At 26.8% G+C, this 20,375-nt stretch carries 18 protein-coding genes; 15 read left to right on the top strand and 3 right to left on the bottom strand.

All coding sequences use genetic code 11. The features are described from left to right. Positions 1-11: 11 nt before the first annotated feature. A complete protein-coding gene (locus tag ABLL_RS12395) occupies positions 12-734 on the bottom strand; it encodes an efflux RND transporter periplasmic adaptor subunit (RefSeq protein WP_014474470.1) in 723 nt (240 codons plus the stop codon). Between the two features lie 11 nt (positions 735-745). Further along, complete coding sequence (locus tag ABLL_RS12390) at positions 746-2,257, bottom strand: TolC family protein (RefSeq protein ID WP_014474471.1); 1,512 nt, start codon at positions 2,255-2,257, stop codon at positions 746-748. A 199-nt stretch (positions 2,258-2,456) separates the two neighbouring features. On the opposite strand from ABLL_RS12390, the gene ABLL_RS12385 reads away from it, so the two are divergent. The 8 genes from ABLL_RS12385 (at position 2,457) to ABLL_RS12350 (ending at position 9,104) form a co-directional block, all read left to right on the top strand. Beyond that, a complete protein-coding gene (locus tag ABLL_RS12385) occupies positions 2,457-3,182 on the top strand; it encodes a DUF4198 domain-containing protein (RefSeq protein ID WP_014475136.1) in 726 nt (241 codons plus the stop codon). Between the two features lie 39 nt (positions 3,183-3,221). Further along, complete coding sequence (gene cbiM / locus ABLL_RS12380; protein ID WP_014475135.1) at positions 3,222-3,827, top strand: cobalt transporter CbiM; 606 nt, start codon at positions 3,222-3,224, stop codon at positions 3,825-3,827. Continuing rightward, on the top strand, positions 3,821-4,303 hold the full coding sequence (locus ABLL_RS12375) for an emp24/gp25L/p24 family protein (protein ID WP_014475134.1): 483 nt from the start codon (positions 3,821-3,823) through the stop codon (positions 4,301-4,303). Before cbiM ends, ABLL_RS12375 begins: the two co-directional genes overlap by 7 nt. Next, positions 4,300-4,947 (top strand): energy-coupling factor transporter transmembrane protein EcfT, encoded by a 648-nt coding sequence (locus ABLL_RS12370; RefSeq protein WP_014475133.1) that lies wholly within the window; start codon positions 4,300-4,302, stop codon positions 4,945-4,947. The genes ABLL_RS12375 and ABLL_RS12370 overlap by 4 nt, the downstream gene beginning before the upstream one ends. After that, entirely contained in the window at positions 4,944-5,597 is a 654-nt protein-coding gene (locus ABLL_RS12365; protein ID WP_014475132.1) for an energy-coupling factor ABC transporter ATP-binding protein, read from the top strand. Before ABLL_RS12370 ends, ABLL_RS12365 begins: the two co-directional genes overlap by 4 nt. A gap of 201 nt (positions 5,598-5,798) precedes the next feature. After that, complete coding sequence (locus tag ABLL_RS12360) at positions 5,799-6,242, top strand: cache domain-containing protein (protein ID WP_014475131.1); 444 nt, start codon at positions 5,799-5,801, stop codon at positions 6,240-6,242. A gap of 114 nt (positions 6,243-6,356) precedes the next feature. Continuing rightward, positions 6,357-8,231, top strand: a complete 1,875-nt coding sequence (locus ABLL_RS12355) for a methyl-accepting chemotaxis protein (protein WP_014475130.1) — start codon at positions 6,357-6,359, stop codon at positions 8,229-8,231. Positions 8,232-8,288: 57 nt separating this feature from the next. Continuing rightward, positions 8,289-9,104 carry a DUF2971 domain-containing protein gene (locus ABLL_RS12350; protein ID WP_014475129.1) on the top strand — a complete coding sequence of 272 codons (816 nt, stop codon included), beginning with the start codon at positions 8,289-8,291 and terminating at the stop codon, positions 9,102-9,104. Between the two features lie 2 nt (positions 9,105-9,106). On the opposite strand, the gene ABLL_RS12345 is transcribed toward ABLL_RS12350, so the two are convergent. Continuing rightward, positions 9,107-10,255, bottom strand: coding sequence for an MFS transporter (locus ABLL_RS12345; protein WP_014475128.1), 1,149 nt, complete (start codon positions 10,253-10,255; stop codon positions 9,107-9,109). A gap of 237 nt (positions 10,256-10,492) precedes the next feature. On the opposite strand from ABLL_RS12345, the gene rpsL reads away from it, so the two are divergent. From rpsL to ABLL_RS12310, 7 genes are all read left to right on the top strand, one after another. Next, positions 10,493-10,876 (top strand): 30S ribosomal protein S12, encoded by a 384-nt coding sequence (gene rpsL / locus ABLL_RS12340; RefSeq protein WP_014475127.1) that lies wholly within the window; start codon positions 10,493-10,495, stop codon positions 10,874-10,876. Positions 10,877-10,892: 16 nt separating this feature from the next. Then, on the top strand, positions 10,893-11,360 hold the full coding sequence (gene rpsG / locus ABLL_RS12335; protein WP_014475126.1) for a 30S ribosomal protein S7: 468 nt from the start codon (positions 10,893-10,895) through the stop codon (positions 11,358-11,360). 9 nt (positions 11,361-11,369) lie between these two features. Beyond that, the gene (gene fusA / locus ABLL_RS12330; RefSeq protein ID WP_014475125.1) at positions 11,370-13,475 is read left to right on the top strand and encodes an elongation factor G; all 2,106 of its coding nucleotides are present in this window, start codon (positions 11,370-11,372) and stop codon (positions 13,473-13,475) included. A 137-nt stretch (positions 13,476-13,612) separates the two neighbouring features. Further along, the gene (locus tag ABLL_RS12325; RefSeq protein ID WP_014475124.1) at positions 13,613-14,479 is read left to right on the top strand and encodes an NAD(+)/NADH kinase; all 867 of its coding nucleotides are present in this window, start codon (positions 13,613-13,615) and stop codon (positions 14,477-14,479) included. 3 nt (positions 14,480-14,482) lie between these two features. Then, on the top strand, positions 14,483-16,012 hold the full coding sequence (locus ABLL_RS12320) for an AAA family ATPase (RefSeq protein WP_014475123.1): 1,530 nt from the start codon (positions 14,483-14,485) through the stop codon (positions 16,010-16,012). A gap of 66 nt (positions 16,013-16,078) precedes the next feature. Beyond that, positions 16,079-18,952, top strand: coding sequence for a cache domain-containing protein (locus tag ABLL_RS12315; RefSeq protein ID WP_014475122.1), 2,874 nt, complete (start codon positions 16,079-16,081; stop codon positions 18,950-18,952). 132 nt (positions 18,953-19,084) lie between these two features. Then, positions 19,085-20,371 (top strand): peptidase U32 family protein, encoded by a 1,287-nt coding sequence (locus tag ABLL_RS12310; RefSeq protein ID WP_014475121.1) that lies wholly within the window; start codon positions 19,085-19,087, stop codon positions 20,369-20,371. The last annotated feature ends 4 nt before the right edge of the window (positions 20,372-20,375 follow it).

The raw sequence follows: 20,375 nt of genomic DNA, 5'->3' as shown, positions 1-20,375 counted from the left end.
TATCCTTGATATTAGTTGTTTTCTTGGTAAAAGTTAGCTGTTGCACTCATACCTGGAATAATATTTTCAAATGGTTTTAACAATTTCGCTCTTACTGTTATAGATTGACTTGTTGGATCAACAATCGAATCTATTTGTACTATTTGTGCTTTTACACTTGTTTTTGTTTCATCAATATTCAAATCAAATTGAGTACCTCTTTTTAACCATACAAGCCAAGAAGAAGGCACAACTACTTTTGCTTCAAGATTATCTAATCCTACTATTTCTAAAAGTTCATCTTGAGGTTTAATACTTTGATATTTTGATACTTTTTTAGATGCTATTCTTCCATCAAATGGTGCTTTTATTTCACATCTTGATACATTTATACTAGCTATATCACTCTCAGCTTTTTGTTTATTAAAATTTTCTTGAGAAATTTGTATTTCAAAAGTACCTACTGAACCATAAGTATCTAATTTTTTATTTTTCTCTAGTTCTAGTTTTGCTATATTTTTTTCAACTTCAATTTTTCTTTTTTGAGCTTTATATATTGAGCAATCTATTTTTATCAATGATTCACCTTTTTTAAAGGCATCACCTTCTTGTTTTGATAATTCTATTATTTCTCCTGCTATTTCACTTGAGAGAACTGTTTTATCAAGAGAAACTATTACTGCTCTTGCTGTTAAATTTTCATTTGCATATAAAGTAGTTGAAATCAACAAAACTGAACTTAGAAATTTTTTCATTTAGATAACCTTTAATTTTTTACTTCAACTTTTTTTACACTATCATCTACTTTGATTAAAGCTGTTTCAGTCTTTTTATTTTCTATTTCTTTTTTATTATTCTCTTCAACTCCTAAAGAAGCAAAGATTCTTCCATAACTATTTTGTACATTTGCATAAGCTGATGAGTATCTTAAAGTTGCTAGGATATTATTTAATTTTTCTTTTATTAAAATCAATCTACTATTTATATTTAGATTATTTTCTACTTCTGTTAAGTTATAAATATCATCTGCTACATTCAAATACTCTTTTGCAAGTGTGTACTCTTTTTTAGCTTGATTAAATTTCACTATTGAAAGGTGTACTTGAGATAATACTGCCATTGAAAGTGCTAATTTTTGTTCTTTTGCTACTTCTACTTGAGTTTTTGCTAATTTATTCATTTCATTACCTTTAAATACATTTAAAAGATTCCATGAAACATTTGCTCCATAAGAGTACCAATCATTATTTAGTAAATAATCACTATCATCATAAGACAATGATGCATTTAGATTAATTCCTGGTAACATTTTAAGTTTAGCTGCTGTTATCTCTTTTTCAGATATTCTTTCTTGATATCTACTCTCTGTTACTTCTGGTCTATTTTCTAATGCTATTTTTTCCATTTCATCTAGATTCATATGAAATTCTGGAATTACATAATCTTTTTCTACTTTATCTGCTAATTCAAATTCTATCCCTGGTTTTAATCCCATTAATTCTGCTAATTCTATTTTTGCTGAAATCAGACCACTTTCTAGTGTATGTAATGATCTTAAGATATCTAACAACTCTCTTTGATAAGAAAGAGCTTCCATTGGAGATTTCCCTACTCTTTGATCTTGTATTTGTTTTGAGTCATTTAATGCTTGTTTTACTTCTACCATCATTGGTTGTATTCTTTTTAATAAATCTTGTGCTGAAACTGCTTGGTAGTAGGCTCTTCTTATATCTTGTGTTAAGTTATGTTCAACTTTTTTCTCTTTTTCTTTTGCTATTAAAAATTTATCTGCTTGTTGTTGTGCTCTTACATAAGACAATCCAAAATCTAATATATTCCAACTAAATCCTATATCTGTTGTCACTCTTTCTTTATCTTGAGATACTGAATATGAAGGATTACTTCCTAATGGTTGTGGATTCCCATCAATGAACGATGTACTTGCACTTGCTGCATAGTTATTTCTTTCTGAATATCCTGCTGCTGCTGTTAATCCTGGTAACATATCATAATAAACTAAATCTAGTTGTTTTTGTGATAAAGCACTCTCTAATACTTTTACTTTTTTTTGTAAATTATATTTTAATCCCCTCTCTATCGCTTCATCCAAAGATATTGGTTTTGTTACGGGTAGGACAACTTCATTTAATACATTTAAATCTTTTTTTACTTGTTCTTGTATATCTTCTTTTTTCATCATTTCAGGTTTTACAGCACAACCTGTTATTACAAACGATGTTACTATTGATATTGCAGCTATCCTTGTTACTTTTCTCATTGGAGTTTTATCCTTATTAAAAAATCTTTTATGTTGATATAATAACATTTATTTTTCCTAAATACTATAGTCGAAAAAATAGTTTTTATAAGAGATAATTTTTTTGAAGTTCTAAAACTATATAAGAATTACCATTTTTTATTTCTATGTAACACTCTTATTATTATAATCCAGAATATTTTTTACATAAGGATTCAAAATGAAAAAAACAATATTTTCTTTAGTTATAGCAACATCAATTGCAAATGCACACTTTCTAACATTTATTCCAAGTACAGATAATGTTAATGATAAAAAAGATGCAAATATAAAACTTGATGCAATGTTCATTCATCCATTTGAGCAAACAGGTATGACGATGGAAAAACCTCTTGGGATTTATTTAGAATCTACAAAAAATTCTTTGCCTTTAAATGAAACAAAAAAATTTGACCATAAAGCTTGGGAAACAGCTTATCAAATTAAAAAACCAGGAGTTTATCAATTTTTTGTACAACCAGAACCGTATTTTGAACCAGCAGAAGAAAAATACATTTCACACATACCTAAAGTAATAGTTAGTGCTTATGGAGTTGAAGATGGTTGGGATGAGCCATTAGGATTGAAGTATGAAATTATACCAATGGTAAAACCTTTTGCGCTATACTCTGGAAATATTTTTCAAGGTAAAGTTTTACAAGATGGAAAAGCTGCTTCAAATGTAGAAGTAGAAGTTGAGTTATATAATGAATTTGGATTAAAAGCTCCAAGTGAAGCTCATATAACACAAGTTGTAAAAACTGATGAAAATGGAAATTTCTCTTTTGTGATGAATCATAAAGGTTGGTGGGGATTTGCAGCTTTGATTGAAGAAGGAGAAAAAGAGTTTGAAGGGAAAAAGTATCCTATTGAAAATGGAGCATTACTTTGGGTAAAAGCTTATTAAAAAGTTTTATTTAAAGTTGAAATATTTTTAAGGTAGAAAATGCATATATCAGATGGAATAATTAGTATTGAAGTTTCAAGTATAACAGCAATTGCTGCTGTTGCTTTTTGTGCTTATTCATTTAAAAAATTAACAAATGAAAAAATAGCTTTAGTTGCAGCGATGTCTGCTTTATTTTTTGTTACTTCATTTATACATATTCCATTTGGACCAACTCAAATACACTTAATGCTTATAGGATTTATAGGCATTTTTTTAGGAAGTTTAGCTTTTATTTCTATTTCAATTGCTTTAATATTACAAGCATTGCTTCTTGGTTTTGGAGGATTGACTTCACTTGGAGCAAATATTATAATTATGGCAATGCCTGCATATTTGGTATATTTAATTTTTAAATTAGATTTTTTGAAAAAATTAAATGAAAAAATCAGATTCTTTTTAGTTGGTTTTATTGGAGTGTTTTTTTCTACAATAACTCTATTTTTAGTTTTAGTTTTTTCAAAAGATGAATATTTAGCAGTTGGGTATTCGATAATTGCTGTAAATATTCCAACTATGATTTTAGAAGGAATAGTAACACTATTTTTATTGCTTTATATTAAAAAAGCAATGCCATCTTTATTGAAGGATACAAGTTTATGTTAAGATTTTTAGTTTTATTAATAGTTCCTATATTTTTATTTGCACATAAAATCAATTTATTTTTAGATTATGAAAATGGAAATCTTTTTATTAGTTCATATTTTGCAAATGCAAAAGGTTGTATAAATTGCAAATTTGAAATAAGAGATAAAGATAATAATTTGATTTTATCTGATAAATTAGATGAAAATGGTGAGTATAATTATAAAACAGATAAAAGTGAATTAACAGTAATCATTGATGCTGGAGCAGGGCATAGTGTCTCAAAAAATGTAACTGAACAAATTAATACAGTTGAAAAAGAAATAGAAGAAAATAGTAATGAAAAAATGAAAGAATTAATAGAAAAAAATAAACAATTAGAAAATAAAATAAAAGTTTTAGAAGAGCAATTAGATTATTTTGAAATATTCAAAGTTTTATTTGGTTTAGCAATTATATTTTTAATTTTTCTAGTTTTAAAAAGAGTAAAAAATTGATTATATTTAATCCAGCTATTTCTCTTGTTTGTGCATTTATTTATAGTTTGATTTTGAGTTTTTCAGAGTTTAATATATTTTATATTTTGCCTGTACTTTTTTTGATGTTTATTGATTCTAAAAATATTTTATTTGTATTAAAAAAATTTCTTTTTTTAAATTTGTTTATTTTTACAATTTTTATTTTTGTTTGGATTCAAGCAAGTTTTTTTGAAGCAATAAATATATATCTAAGAACAAATATAATCATATTTTTCAATCTATTACTTTTTATAAATTCAAAAGGTTTGGATATTATTAGAGGTTTTTCTCTTCTTAAATTTCCAAAAAGATTTATATCTACCTTTTATTTTAGTTGGAAAATGATTTTAGAACTTCAAACAGAATTTAGAAATATAAAAACAACTCTAATTACTCGAAGTTTTCATAATAAAACAAATCTTTTCATATATCAAACTTATGGTAACATTTTAGGTTTATTATTTATAAAATCTATGCAAAAAGCACAAAATCTAAAAGATAGTTTTGAATTAAGAGGTTTTAATGGTGAAATCTTTTTCAATGATAACTATAAATTTGATAAATATGATTTTTATTTAATATTTATAATTTTATTAACATTAATTTTAAGGTACTTTATATGAGTTGTTCTATAACTTTAAAAAATATTTCATATTCAAACAAAGATAATATCTTATTTGAAAATATAAATCTAAGTGTGGGACATGAAGAAAAAGTGGCAATCATTGGTTCAAATGGTGTTGGAAAAAGTTCACTATTAAAAATAATTGCAGGTATTGAAGAGTCATTTTTTGGGGAATTATATCTTTTCCATCATTTGATAAAAGATAAAAAAGATTATAAAAAATTTCGTTTTGAAGTAGGCTATTTACCTCAAGATATAAGTAGTTTCTTTTTATCTCCAACAGTTATAGAAGATGTGATGTTTTCTTTAAGAACAACAGGAATAAATAAAGATGAAGCTTATCAAAAAGCTTTGGAAATACTTGAACAATTAGAAATTTTACATCTAAAAGATAGAATAATTTATGAGTTAAGTGGAGGAGAACAAAAAATTGTTGCACTTGCAGGAATTTTGATAACAAAACCAAAAATTTTACTTTTAGATGAACCAACAAATGCTTTAGATGAAGAATCAGAAAAAAGAATAATAAAAATCTTAAATTCAATAAAAAAATCTATGATTATTATCTCTCATCACAAATCTTTTATTGAACAACTCACTCCTACAATTTATAAACTTGAGAATAAAAAATTAATAGATTATAAATAATTTTTTATTTCTTAAATAGAAAATAAATAATTATTTATGATAGTAAAAAATCACAAAATAATCATAAAAAATAAGCTAGAATAGCAATAAAATAGCATTTTAATTAAATTTTAAGTTTATTGAAAATAATTAATAAATATTAAGATTGAATTAATTATTTTTATGTAACCATAGACTTTAAAATTAACTAAGGAGATGGTTATGAGTAGATTATTTAAGTTAGGGGCTTCAATATTATTATGTGCTACATTTGCAAATGCAAGTACACAAGCAGAAGCAGAAGCACTTGTAATGAAAGGTGTAGAATTTTGTAAAAAAGTTGGTGTATCAGCTTGTGTTGAAGAATTTAATAAACCTGAAAGTGAGTTTGTAAATGGTGATTTATATATCTGGGCAAATGATTTTGATGGTATTATAACTGCTCATCCAAAAAAACCTTTAAAAGGGAAAAATCTTTATAGATATAAAGATAAAGCAGGTAATCAATTATTTAAAAACTTTATAGACAAAGTAAAAGCTGATGGTTCAGGTTGGGTAGACTACGTATGGGATCATCCAGTAAAAGGTGAACAAACTCCAAAAACATCTTTTGTAATAGGAATTGGTGAAAATCAATTAATAGGTGCAGGTGTTTATAAAGAATAGATTATTTAATAATAAAGTCTTGAATTTTCAAGGCTTTAGATTTTCCAAAAAAATAGACTAATCTCTGCTTTTTTTAGAAAATTAAGCATAAAATCTAATTAAATAGGATTGATTATGTTTGGTATAAAAAATATGAAAATTGGTAAAAAAATCTTAATTGGCCCTTCAATCGCAATACTTTTTTTAATCGTTCTAGCAATATTTTCAAATAGTGCATTAAAATCAGATAAAGTGACATTAAAAAATATAGTTGATGTAAAATTTGAACTTTATAAATCTAGTAGCAAATTATTAAGTGATATAAATTTATATAATTCAGTTTTATATAAAATATTTAGTTACGCTACTGACAAATATGAACAATCGTTAATTGATGAACAAATAGCTATTTTAAATAATCTAAAATCTAAAATTGAAAAAGATATGGATAGATTTTTAAAAGAAGAGTATTTAACAACTGATGACAAAAAAAGTATAGAAGATGTAAATAAAGAATTAGTTGAATATAACTTAACAGTTCGTGATGCGATAGATATGCTAAGTGTTGATTTAGGAATGGCAACACCAATGTTATCTGTTGCTGATGAAGTTTTTTTGATAATAAATGAAAAATTAAATGCAATAAATAAAACAGCAGATGAACAGAATAAATTAAGTTATATAAATGCTCTAAATAAAATAGATTCAACTTTATATACTTTGTATACGTTGATTATTATAGTTTTAATTGTAGTATTTTTTTCAACAGTTGCAATAACAAATTCTATAAAAAAACCTTTAGAAAAATTTAATGACGGATTAATAGAGTTTTTTAAATATCTAAATCAAGAGATAAAAGAATCAAAACTTATAGAAATTGATTCAAAAGATGAATTAGGTCTGATGGCAAATGAAGTAAATAAAAATATATTATTTACAAACAAATCTATTGAAAAAGATAGAACTTTAGTTGATAGTGCAATAAAATGTGCAAATGAAGCAAAAAAAGGTTTATTAAATACAAGAATTGAAGGAGAAACTAATAATTCTTCTTTAAATGAATTAAAAAATGTAATAAATGAAATGTTAAGCGCCATTGAAAACAATATTAAAAATGCAATGAAAGTTTTGTCATTATATACAAATTATGATTATAGAGAAAAAATTAATATTTCTGGTTTAGAAGGTGATTTAAAAGCATTATGTAATGACGTAAATAATTTAGGATTTGCAATTACATCTATGTTAGTTGAGAATAAAAATATAGGTTTATTGTTATCTTCAAATGCTGAAAGATTATCAAAAAATGTTGAAAATCTTACAACATCAGCAAATTCACAAGCAGCGTCATTGGAACAAACAGCTGCTGCAATCGAAGAAATTACTTCAAATATGCAAAATAGTTCACAAAATATTATAAAAATGACTTCATATGCAAATGAAGTTTCAAGCTCAGTTGCAATAGGGCAAGAATTAGCTTCAAAAACAGCTTTATCAATGGATGAAATAAATGCGCAAACGCAAGCAATTGCTGACTCAATTATTATAATTGACCAAATAGCATTTCAAACAAATATTTTATCTTTAAATGCAGCAGTTGAAGCAGCAACTGCTGGAGAAGCTGGAAAAGGTTTTGCAGTTGTAGCACAAGAAGTAAGAAATCTTGCTAGTAGAAGTGCAGAAGCTGCTAAAGAGATAAAAGAGTTAGTAGAAAATGCAACTAATAAAGCCAATGAAGGTAAAGTTATTTCAAGTGAGATGATAAAAGGTTATGAAAAATTAAACACAAATATTCATAATACCTTATCTTTGATAAATGAAGTTTCATCTTCTTCAAAAGAACAATTTACAGCAATGGAACAGATAAATGATACAGTTAATAATTTAGATCAAGTTACTCAAAAAAATGCAACATCAGCAGATGAAGCAAATAAAGTAGCACGTGAAGTAAATGAAATAGCTGAAAAAGTTGTATTAAATACGAATGAAAAAGAATTTGAGGGCAAATAACTTTATTTATATTTGCTAAATAATTTATTGTATAATATTTCCCATAGGAGAATTATCATGGGAAATATTATGTATCACTATTGTAATGTAGATGCTTTTAAAGCAATAATTCAAAATAAGACTTTATGGTTAAGCTCTGTTTATAACTTAAATGATTACAAAGAAATTCATTGGATAAAAGAAAAAGTTTTAAAAAAAATTCAAGAATCTACAAATAAAAACAGTTATGAAAAATTCCACACTTTTTTAAAGATTTATGAAAAAAAACAACCAAATGTTTATATAGCTTCATTTTCTCAAGGAGAAGATTTATTAAGTCAATGGAGAGCTTATGCAAATGATGGTTATGGTGTAGCTATTGGTTTTAATAGTTCCTATTTTAAAGAAAATAATTTAATTAAAACTTCTAAAGTTTTATATGATGAAAAAGTTCAAGAAAGAGAAATAAAAAAGATTCTAACACCTCTTTTTGAATGTGAAAATAAATTCAATTTTAATTCTTCAAAATTTGAAAATTTCTGTGAAAAAATTATAGATGAATTAAATTATTTATCAGCAAAATCAAAGAATGAACTTTTTATAGAAGAACAAGAAGTAAGAGTAATTCATAATCCGATAATTATTGAGGATAAAAAAACAAAAAGATTTATTTTTAAGAAAAATATCTCACCTATGATGTTTAGAGCTGTTTGTGGAAATTTAATACCTTATTTTGAGTTGAAATTTACTAATTTTAATGAAGAAAATGAACCAATATTAGAAATTGTAAAAGGACCAAAAAGTAAAATTATTGACCAAGAAATAAAAATCTTTTTAGCAAATAATGGTTTTTATAATGTAAGAATAAAGAGTTCAAAATCATCATATAGATGATTTTAAATTTTCTCATATTTTTTATAAAAGCTAATACATAATATCGCTCCTAGAAAAGCCATTCCTGCACCTACAAGAGAAGGATAATTAAATGTAAGTCCAAAAAATAGTGGAATCCCTCCAAAAAAAGCACCTAATGAATTTGCAACATTAAAAGCAGCTTGTATAAATGCAGCAGCTAGCATTTCGGAATGTTTTGCACTTTTTAACATAACCATATTTATTGGTGTTCCAATAGACATAGCTAATGTTCCGCAAATAAATGTAAGAATAATAGAAATAATTTTGTTGTCTGATAATAAAAATACTAATATTAATGATATAACCATAAGTGATAGAAGAGTGATAGCTGCAATTGCAGGATTTTTTTTATCAGCTAAATATCCACCTAAAATATTTCCTACCACCATCCCTGCACCAGCAACTATCATTAAGTATGAAACATCAGATGCATTAAATCCTGATATATGAATCAAAAGAGGTGCAATATAACTAAACCAGGCAAAAAGACCACCAAATCCAATAGCAACTATTGTTAAGATATGCCAAGCTTTTATAGTTTTAAAAAACTCTAGTTCTTCTTTGAATGTAACAGTTTTTAAAGGTTTTAATTTAGGTAACCAAATATATAAAAATATAATAGTTAACAATCCAAGTAATGAAACTACTCCAAAAGCATATCTCCAATGAAGATTATGCCCAATAAATGTAACAAATGGAACCATAATTAAAATAGCAATTGTAAGTCCAGTAAACATTGAAGATATTGCTTGAGCTTCTTTTCCCTTAACAGCTAATTTTGTAGCAACAACAGTTCCAACACCAAAAAATGCTCCATGGGGAAGACCTGCAAAAAATCTTGACATTAAAAGAGTATTATAATCAGGTGCAATAATTGAAAAGGCATTGAATATTGTAAATAGAATCATTAAAGAAATTAATATATATTTTGGAGGAAATTTTGCACTAAGAGCTACTAAAATTGGAGCTCCAATTACAACCCCAAAAGCATAAGCTGAAATAAGATGTCCCGCAACAGGGATAGAAACATCAATAGAACTAGCAACATCCGGTAATAATCCCATAATAATAAATTCAGTTGTCCCAATAGCTAGTCCACCTAAGGCCAAAGGAAATAATTGTTTAGTCATAAATGTTAACCTTTTTATTTTTTTGAATTTTAGTGAAAAAATATAACTACAACCTTAATGTTAGAATAATTTAATGTAAGATATTTTTAATATAATTTTAAGTATAATCCTGAACTTTTTTAGAAAACTCTACCCAGTTTCCTAGAATCGGAGTATCGTTTCAACTAAATGTTGATTTGCACGAGAAGCTTGAGTAAAGCTTATAATTACTCAAACCAATTTATATAAAGGAAAGAAATGCCTACAATCAATCAGCTTGTAAGAAATGAGCGAAAAAAGGTGATTAAAAAATCTAAATCACCAGCACTTAAAGAGTGTCCACAAAGAAGAGGAGTATGTACAAGAGTATATACAACAACTCCAAAAAAACCTAACTCGGCTTTAAGAAAAGTTGCAAAAGTTAGATTAACAACAGGTTTTGAAGTTATTTCATACATCGGTGGAGAAGGTCACAACTTACAAGAACACTCAATTGTTTTAGTAAGAGGAGGAAGGGTAAAAGATTTACCTGGGGTTAAATATCACATCGTTAGAGGTGCTTTAGATACTGCTGGTGTTGCAAACAGAACTGTTGCAAGATCTAAATATGGTACTAAAAGACCTAAAGCCGGTAAAAAATAAGTAGAAGGATAAGAAAATGAGAAGAAGAAAAGCTCCAGTTAGAGAAATAATGGCTGATCCTATCTACAATAGTAAAGTGATCACAAAATTTGTTAATGCAATTATGTTAGATGGTAAAAAATCAACTGCTGAAAAAATTTTATACGGTGCAATCGCAAACTTAGATGCGAGAGGTGAAGAAAAAGGTTTTGATTTATTCGAAAGAGCAATTGAAAACGTTAAACCACTTTTAGAAGTAAGATCAAGAAGAGTTGGTGGAGCTACATATCAAGTTCCTGTTGAAGTTAGAGCTGTAAGAAGACAAACTTTAGCATTAAGATGGTTAGTAGAATATGCTAGAAAGAGAAATGAAAGAACTATGGTAGAAAGATTAGCTAATGAGTTATTCGAAGCTGCTAATGAAAGAGGTTCATCTTTCAAGAAGAAAGAAGATATGCATAGAATGGCAGAAGCTAATAAAGCATTTGCACACTACAGATGGTAGGAATTATAAATGGCTAGAAAAACACCACTTAACAGAGTTAGAAATATTGGTATTGCTGCTCACATTGATGCAGGAAAAACAACAACTACTGAAAGAATTTTATTCTATACAGGTGTATCTCATAAAATTGGTGAAGTTCATGAAGGTGCTGCAACAATGGACTGGATGGAACAAGAGCAAGAAAGAGGTATCACAATTACTTCTGCTGCTACAACTTGTCATTGGACACACCCAAAAACTAAAGAGCAATTACAAATAAATATCATTGACACTCCAGGACACGTTGACTTTACAATTGAAGTTGAAAGATCTATGAGGGTTCTTGATGGTGCTGTTGCAGTATTTTGTTCAGTTGGTGGAGTTCAACCACAATCTGAAACAGTTTGGAGACAAGCTAATAAATATAGAGTACCAAGAATGATATTCGTTAATAAAATGGATAGAACAGGTGCAGATTTCTTTAGCGTTGAAAGACAAGTTGCAGAAAGATTAAAAGCAAATCCTGTTCCAATTCAAATTCCAATTGGTGCAGAAGAAAATTTCAAAGGTGTTATTGATTTAGTACAAATGAAAGCAATCGTTTGGGATGATGATGCTGCAATGGGTTCTAACTATCACGTTGAAGAAATCCCAGCTGATTTATTAGAACAAGCAGAAGAATATAGAGAAAAAATGGTTGAAGCAGCAGCTGAATCATCAGAAACTTTAATGGAAAAATATCTTGAAGGTGAAGCTTTAACAGAAGAAGAAATAACAGCTGGTTTAAAAGCTAGATGTTTAGCTATGGAAATTACTCCAATGACTTGTGGAACAGCTTTTAAAAATAAAGGTGTTCAAACTTTACTTGATGCAGTTTCTATGTATTTACCAGCTCCAACAGAAGTTGCAGATATTAATGGTGAAACACAAGATGGTGAAGCTGTTATTGTTCCTTCAAGTGATGATGGTGAAGTTGCAGCATTAGCATTTAAAATTATGACTGACCCATTTGTTGGACAATTAACATTTACAAGAGTTTATAGAGGTGTTTTAGAATCTGGAACATATGTATATAACTCTACAAAAATGAAAAAAGAAAGAATCGGAAGATTACTTAAAATGCATGCTAATAACAGAGAAGAAATTAAAGAGCTTTATGCTGGAGAAATCGGAGCTGTTGTTGGTTTAAAATATACAATTACTGGAGATACACTAGCAAGTGAAAAAGATCCTGTAATTTTAGAAAGAATGGAATTCCCTGAGCCTGTTATTTCTGTTGCAGTTGAGCCAAAAACAAAAGCTGATCAAGAAAAAATGGGTATTGCATTAGGAAAACTTGCTGAAGAAGATCCATCATTTAGAGTAAATACTGATGAAGAATCAGGTCAAACTATTATTTCAGGAATGGGTGAGTTACACTTAGAAATTCTTGTAGATAGAATGAAAAGAGAATTTAAAGTTGAAGCAGAAGTTGGTGCTCCTCAAGTTGCTTACAGAGAAACAATTAGAAACACTGTAAACCAAGAGTATAAATATGCAAAACAATCTGGTGGTAAAGGTCAATACGGTCACGTATTCTTAAAAATTAATCCACTATCTGGTTCAGAAGAAAACTTTAAATTCAATAATGAAATTAAAGGTGGAGTTATTCCTAAAGAGTATATTCCAGCTGTTGAAAAAGGTTGTGCTGAAGCAATGCAAGGTGGTATCTTAGCTGGTTACCCAATGGTTGATATTGAAGTTACACTTTATGATGGTTCATATCATGATGTTGACTCATCTGAAATGGCATTTAAATTAGCTGCTTCAATGGGATTCAAACAAGCTTGTAGAAGTGCTGCAGCTGGTGCAGTTATTCTTGAGCCAATCATGAAAGTTGAAATTGAAACTCCTGAAGATTATATGGGAGATGTTATTGGGGATTGTAATAAAAGAAGAGGACAAGTTCAATCTATGGATGATAGAGCTGGTATCAAACTGGTTACTGCAATGATTCCATTATCTGAAATGTTTGGTTATTCTACTGATTTAAGATCTATGTCTCAAGGTAGAGCTACATATTCAATGATTTTCGATAACTATTCAGAAGTTCCAAGAAATGTATCTGAAGAAATTATCAAAAAAAGAAATGGTTAATATTTAACTTTCTTTTTATAAAAAGGACATGCATTTTGCATGTCCTTTTTTTTTGATTAAATTTATTTAAGTTATTTATATTTATTTAGCTAAAATAAATAAAAAATGATTTAAATAAATTATAAAATGAGTTGATTTTGAGAATTGAAAAAAATTTTGAAGTATTAAATGATATAAAAAATGCTGGAATTATATTAAAACCATCAAGCCCTGAATTGAGAAATATTTATTTAAAAATTAAAGAATTATTTGAAGCTTCAAATATAAAAATTTTACTTGAAGATAACTCTGCAAAGATGATAGATTTAGAAGGCTATCCATTAGAAGAATTATGCCAGAAAGTAGATTTTTTAATTTCAGTTGGAGGAGATGGAACATTACTTTCAGTTGTAAGAAAGTCTTTTAAATATGATAAACCAGTTCTTGGAATAAATCTTGGTACTTTAGGATTTTTAACTGATATATCAATGGAGCAATTACCTAAGTTTATAAATGATTTAAAAAATGGGATATATAAAATTGATAATAGAATGATGGTTGAAGGTAGCGTAAATTTAAATAAATTTGTGGCTTTTAATGATATTGTAATTTCAAGAAAATCAATTTCATCAATGATAAAAATTAAAGGTAAAATAGATGGAAAATCTTTCAATACTTATCATGGTGATGGAGTAATTATATCAACACCAACAGGCTCAACAGCTTATAATTTATCTGTTGGAGGACCAATAGTTTATCCTTTAACTGAAGCTTTTATTGTAACTCCTGTTGCTCCTCATTCACTAACTCAAAGACCTTTAGTTATGCCAGCAGATTTTGAAATAGAGTTTAAAATTATTGATAATCAAGGGGCTGTAGTAATTGTAGATGGGCAAGATATTTATGAAATTGAACAAAATCAATCAATAAAAATAAATATTGCAAATAAAAAAGCAAAAATGTTACATAGAATACAAAGAAATTATTTTGAAGTTTTAAATGAAAAATTGAGATGGGGAAATTAAAAATTGATTACAAGAGTTTATTTAAAAGATTGTTTATCATTTGATGAAGTTGATTTAGAATTTAAGTCAGGATTGAATATTTTTACCGGACCAAGTGGTGCTGGAAAATCTATTTTAATGCAATCTATTCTTTCTTTATTTGCCTTAAGTGAAGTCAGAGCCAATATTGGTGAAGTAATTTTAACAAATTCAAAAATAAGTGATGAAGTTTATGATATTTCTTTTGAAGATGAAATTATCATAAAAAGTATAAAAAAAGATAAAGTTAGATATTTTTTGAATAATCAAACTATATCAAAAAAAAATCTTTTTGATTTTTCTACAAAACTTATAAAACATCTTAATTTAAAAGACACATCTGAATTTGACAGTTCTAAATTGATTGTTTTTTTAGATAAATTAACTTCAAAAAATAAAAAAGAGTTTATAAAATTAAAAGAAGATTTCGATTGCTTATATAAAGAGTTAGTTGAAGTAAAAAAAGAGTTAGAAAAAATTGAAGAAGACGAAAAAAGATTAGAAGATTTAAAAGAATTTGCAAAATTTGAGATTGACAAAATAGAGCAAATAAATCCTAATGTAGATGAATATGAAGAATTAAATTTATTGAAGAAAAGATTAGCTAAAAAAGAGAAGATTGAAATTGCAATAAAAAAAGCATCAAGTATATTTGAATCAACTTATAATGTGACAAATGCATTAGAATTAATGGAAATAGATTCTAGTTTTTTTGATGAAACAATGAATGAATTAAATAATATTTTTGAAAAATTTAATGATTCTTTACATGAATTAGAAGATACAAATATAGAGAATGTTTTAGATAGAATAGAGAAATTATCATCATTACAAAAAAGATTTGGTTCAATAGAAGAGTGCTTGAAATATAAAGAAGAAAAAAAACAAGAATTAGAATCATATGAAAATATTTTCTTTCAAAAAGAAAAACTAGAAAATAGATATAATGAGTTGAAAATAAAAATAGATGAATATTCTTTAATTATTTCAAAATATAGAAAAGAAACAACTCTAATTTTAGAAGAAAAAATCAATGAATATTTAAAATTTTTATATTTAAGCAATGCAAAAATAATTTTACAAAAAAAATATTTAGACTCATCAGGAATAGATGAAGTTGTATTTAAATTAAATGGTGTTTCTTTAGAAACAATTAGTTCTGGGGAATATAATAGATTAAGACTTGCTCTTTTAACAAGTATTAGTGAATATGATATCGTAGACAATGGAATTTTGTTTTTAGATGAAATAGATGCAAACCTAAGTGGAAAAGAGAGTGATGCGATTGCAAGGGTTCTTATTAAATTAAGTAAATCATATCAAATATTTGCAATTTCTCATCAACCTCAATTGACTTCAAGTGCAAATCAACATTTTTTAGTTGATAAACATAATGGCAAATCATATGTTAAATTATTAGACGATAAAGAAAGAATAAGTGAGATAGCAAGAATGATTAGTGGTGAAAATGTAACCACTGAAGCACTTAAATTCGCAAAAAATTTATTAAAATAACTAAAAACTTGACATTTTAGCTCTACAATAGATATTATATATACAATATAAACTATGGAGAGTTGAATGTTTTCTAACATGTCTATAAAGGGTAAGATATTAATACTTTCTCTAATTACAATAATAGTTGTTTCTGTATCAATTACTATAGATTCTATCTATTCAATAAAAAAATTTTCAAAAGAAAATATTGAAAAATTTAAAAATGATGCTTATGCAAAAAAAGAGCTAGAATTAAAAAATTATGTTTCTCTTGCGGTTAAAACTGTTGATGCATATTATAGTAGAACTTCAGTTGATAAAATCAAGGTTGAAGTTCAAGAAGATTTAAAAACTCAAACAAATTTTTTATTTTCTATTTTAAATTCAGAATATGAAAAATTAAAAGGTTCTTTATCAGAAGATGCTTTGAAATATAGATTAAAAACTATTGTAGATGCAACAAGATATGGTAAAAATGGTTATTTTTGGATAAATGATACGGATTCAGTAATCATAACTCATCCTATAAATCCAGCTTTAAATAATAAAAATATGTATGATTATAAAGATAAAGCAGGAAAACAAATATTTAAAGAATTCTCAGATGTTGCTAAAAAACAAGGAGAAGGATTTGTTGATTATGTTTGGCCAAAACCTGGCTTTGATACTCCCCAATTAAAAGTTTCATTTGTGAAACTTTTTAAACCATATAATTGGGTAATTGGAACTGGAGAATATGTAGATGATGTAACTTCAAAAATGCAAGAAGAAGCATTAAAAACTATTTCTGAAATGAGATATGCAAATAATGATTATTTCTGGATAAATGATTCTTATCCAAAAATGATACATCATCCTAATACAAAATTAAATGGAACAGATTTATCAACTTATGTAGATGCAAAAGGAAAAAAACTTTTTGTTGAAATGGCAAAAATTTCTAATGAAAATAAAGCTGGTGGATTAGTAAAGTATTGGTGGGATAAACCAGGTAAGAAAGATGATCCAAAAGAAAAATTCTCTTATGTTCAAAGATTTGAACCTTGGGATTGGATTGTAGGAACAGGTGCTTATGTTGATGATATAGAAAATGAAGTTACTTTAATGGAAGAAAATACAAATTCACAAATTAATAATATTATTTTTGGAATGGCAATTTTTTCAATTATTGCAATAATAATAGTATATTTAATATATAACTATTTTGTTAGTCAAACTATTATTAAGCCATTAGAAAATCTAAATGATGCAATTCTTAATATTTCAAAAGCTAACTCAACTGCTGATCATATAGAAAAAAAATCAGATGATGAAATTGGTAAATTAGTTGATAGTTTTAACGGTTATATTGGAAAGTTAAAATCTGGATATGAAGAAGATGCAAAAGTTATAGAAAATGTTGATGAAATTATTGAAAAAGTAATAAATGGATTTTATGTATATAAAATAGAAAAAACTTCTTCAAATCCTCAAATACAGAAATTAAGGGATTCAATAAATTCTATGATAGATAGAACAAATCAAAATTTAGTTGGGTTAAATAATATTTTAATTGAATATGGAAATTCAAATTTTGCTATAGGAGATTCAAAAATTGATACAACAAAAGTTAGTGGTATTATTTCTTCATTGGCTGCAAGTACACAGTTAATAGGTGTAACAGTATCAGAATTTTTATCAATGATTGTAACAAGTGGTAGAAAATTAAATGAAGATACAAATGTTTTATCAAGTGCAGCAGGAAAACTTTCAGCTTCTGCAAATGAACAAGCAGCATCTTTAGAAGAAACAGCGGCAGCTGTTGAAGAAATTACTTCAATTGTAAAATCAAGTGTACAAAAAGTACATCAAATGTCAAATTTAGCAACAGAATTACAACTTTCTTCAAAAGAGGGTGAATTACTAGCTTCAAAAACAAATAAAGCTATGGATGACATTGATGAGCAAGTAAAATCTATTAATGAAGCAATAACTGTAATTGATCAAATTGCTTTTCAAACAAATATACTTTCATTAAATGCTGCTGTTGAAGCAGCAACTGCTGGAGAAGCAGGAAAAGGATTTGCAGTAGTAGCACAAGAAGTAAGAAATCTTGCAAGTAGAAGTGCAGAAGCTGCAAAAGAGATTAAGAATATTGTTCAAATTGCAACTGCAAAAGCAAATGAAGGAAAATCAATTGCTAATGAAATGATAGGTGGATATTCAACACTAAACTCTAAAATTAATGAAACAATTACATTAATAGAAGATGTATCTCAAGGAAGTAAAGAAGAAGAAAAAGGAATAGTTCAAATTAATGATACTATTAATACGTTAGATCAAGCAACACAAGTAAATGCAAATTCTGCTACAGTAATTAGCGGATTAGCAAATGAAGTTGCATCATTATCAGAGAATCTATTAAAAATAGCAGATAGAGCAAAATTTAAAGAAATGAGTAAAAAAGAGATTGAAGATATTGATTTAGTATTTAAAATTTCTAAATTAAAAAATGATCATATTAAATTCAAATTGACAAATTTTGACAAAGTAGGAAGTTCAAAAGTTGCTTGGAGCGTTACAAAAACTAATGAATGTGATTTAGGTAAATGGATGTTAGAACAAGAAAATGATGGTAAATCATTTACAAAAACTGATAATTGGAAAAATTTAAAATTAAATCATGATTTAGTACATAATAGCGTACAAGATTATATAAATGAAGATTGTAAATTAATAACAGATAAAAATCTTTTAAATGATTTATCTCAAAAGTTAGATAAAGCAACAGTAGAAGTATTTAAATCTCTTGACCAAATAAAAAAAGATAATAAAATTGAGGAAGTAATTATAAAAAAAGCTGATGAAAATTTAAATAAATCAGAAAAAATAAAAAAAACAGAATCTACTGATCACTTTTCTAAATCTACAGTAATAGCATCAACTACAAAAGATGATGATGAATGGGAAAGCTTTTAAAGCTTTCCTTTTTTTATAAATCAAAAATTAATTAAGATTAAAAATATCCTATTTTAAAATATTTATCTAAAAATAGGTATAATATTGTATTTTAAAAGAAAATATAATTATAAAAGTATTAAAAGGAATTTTATGAATAACCAAAAAGTAGAGTTACTTTCACCTGCAGGTAATTTAGAGAAATTAAAAATTGCTATAAAATATGGAGCAGATGCCGTTTATGCAGGAGTTAGTCACTTTAGTTTAAGAATTAGAGCTGGGAAAGAATTTACATTTGAAACCTTCAAAGAAGGAATAGATTATGCTCATGCCAGAGGTAAAAAAGTATATGCAACAATTAATGGATTTCCATTTAACTCTCAAATAGATTTATTAAAAAAACATATTGCAACAATGGCCGCATTAAAACCAGATGGATTTATTGTAGCAGCTCCAGGTGTTGTTAAACTTTGCCGTGAAATAGCGCCTCAAATAGATATTCATTTGTCAACACAAGCAAATGTTTTAAATTATCTAGATGCTCAAGTTTATTGGGATATGGGTGTAAAAAGAATTGTTGTTGCAAGAGAAATTTCATTAAAAGATGTTATTGAAATAAAAAAACATTTACCTGATATGGAAATAGAGATTTTTGTTCATGGTTCAATGTGTTTTGCTTACAGTGGAAGATGTTTGGTAAGTGCTGTTCAAATGGGAAGAGTTCCAAATAGAGGAAGTTGTGCAAATGATTGTAGATTTGAATATACTTTATATGCAGCAAATGAAGACCATAGTACTTTATTTAGATTAGAAGAAGAGCCAGGTGTTGGAACATATATTTTTAATTCAAAAGATATGAATTTAGCTTCACATCTAAAAGAGATTTTAGATAGTGGTGCAGTTGATTCTTTAAAAATAGAAGGAAGAACAAAATCTCCATATTATGCAGCAGTTACTGCAAAAGCTTATAGAGAAGCAATTGATGATTACTATGCTGGTAAATTTGAACCTGAAAAATACCAAAAAGAGTTACATACTACAAAAAATAGAGGCTTTACAGATGCTTATTTAATTCATAGACCATTTGAAAAAACAGATTCGCAAAATCATGCATATGCTTTAAGTAAAGGTTCATATGAAGTAACTGGACTTGTAACAGAAGATGAAGAACATTTCTTATGTAAATATAAAGTTTATCCAAATGAAGATATTGAAATCTTTACTCCAATGGGTGAAGAGTTAGTTGAGTGTGAAAATGAAATTGGAAAAATTTTCAAAAAAGATGGGATATATTATATTAATTTTAAAAAAATATTAACTGAAACAAATAAAGAATTAGAATCTGTTCATAGTGGAAATATTAATAAAATTAAACTTCCTGGACGACTTCCTTATCTTACAATGTTTAGAGTTGAAAATATTGACGAAACAATAGAATAAAAGT

The sequence above is a fragment of the Arcobacter sp. L genome, from assembly GCF_000284235.1.
Lineage (GTDB): Bacteria > Campylobacterota > Campylobacteria > Campylobacterales > Arcobacteraceae > Aliarcobacter > Aliarcobacter defluvii.
This window is presented reverse-complemented; position numbering and strand designations above follow the sequence as displayed.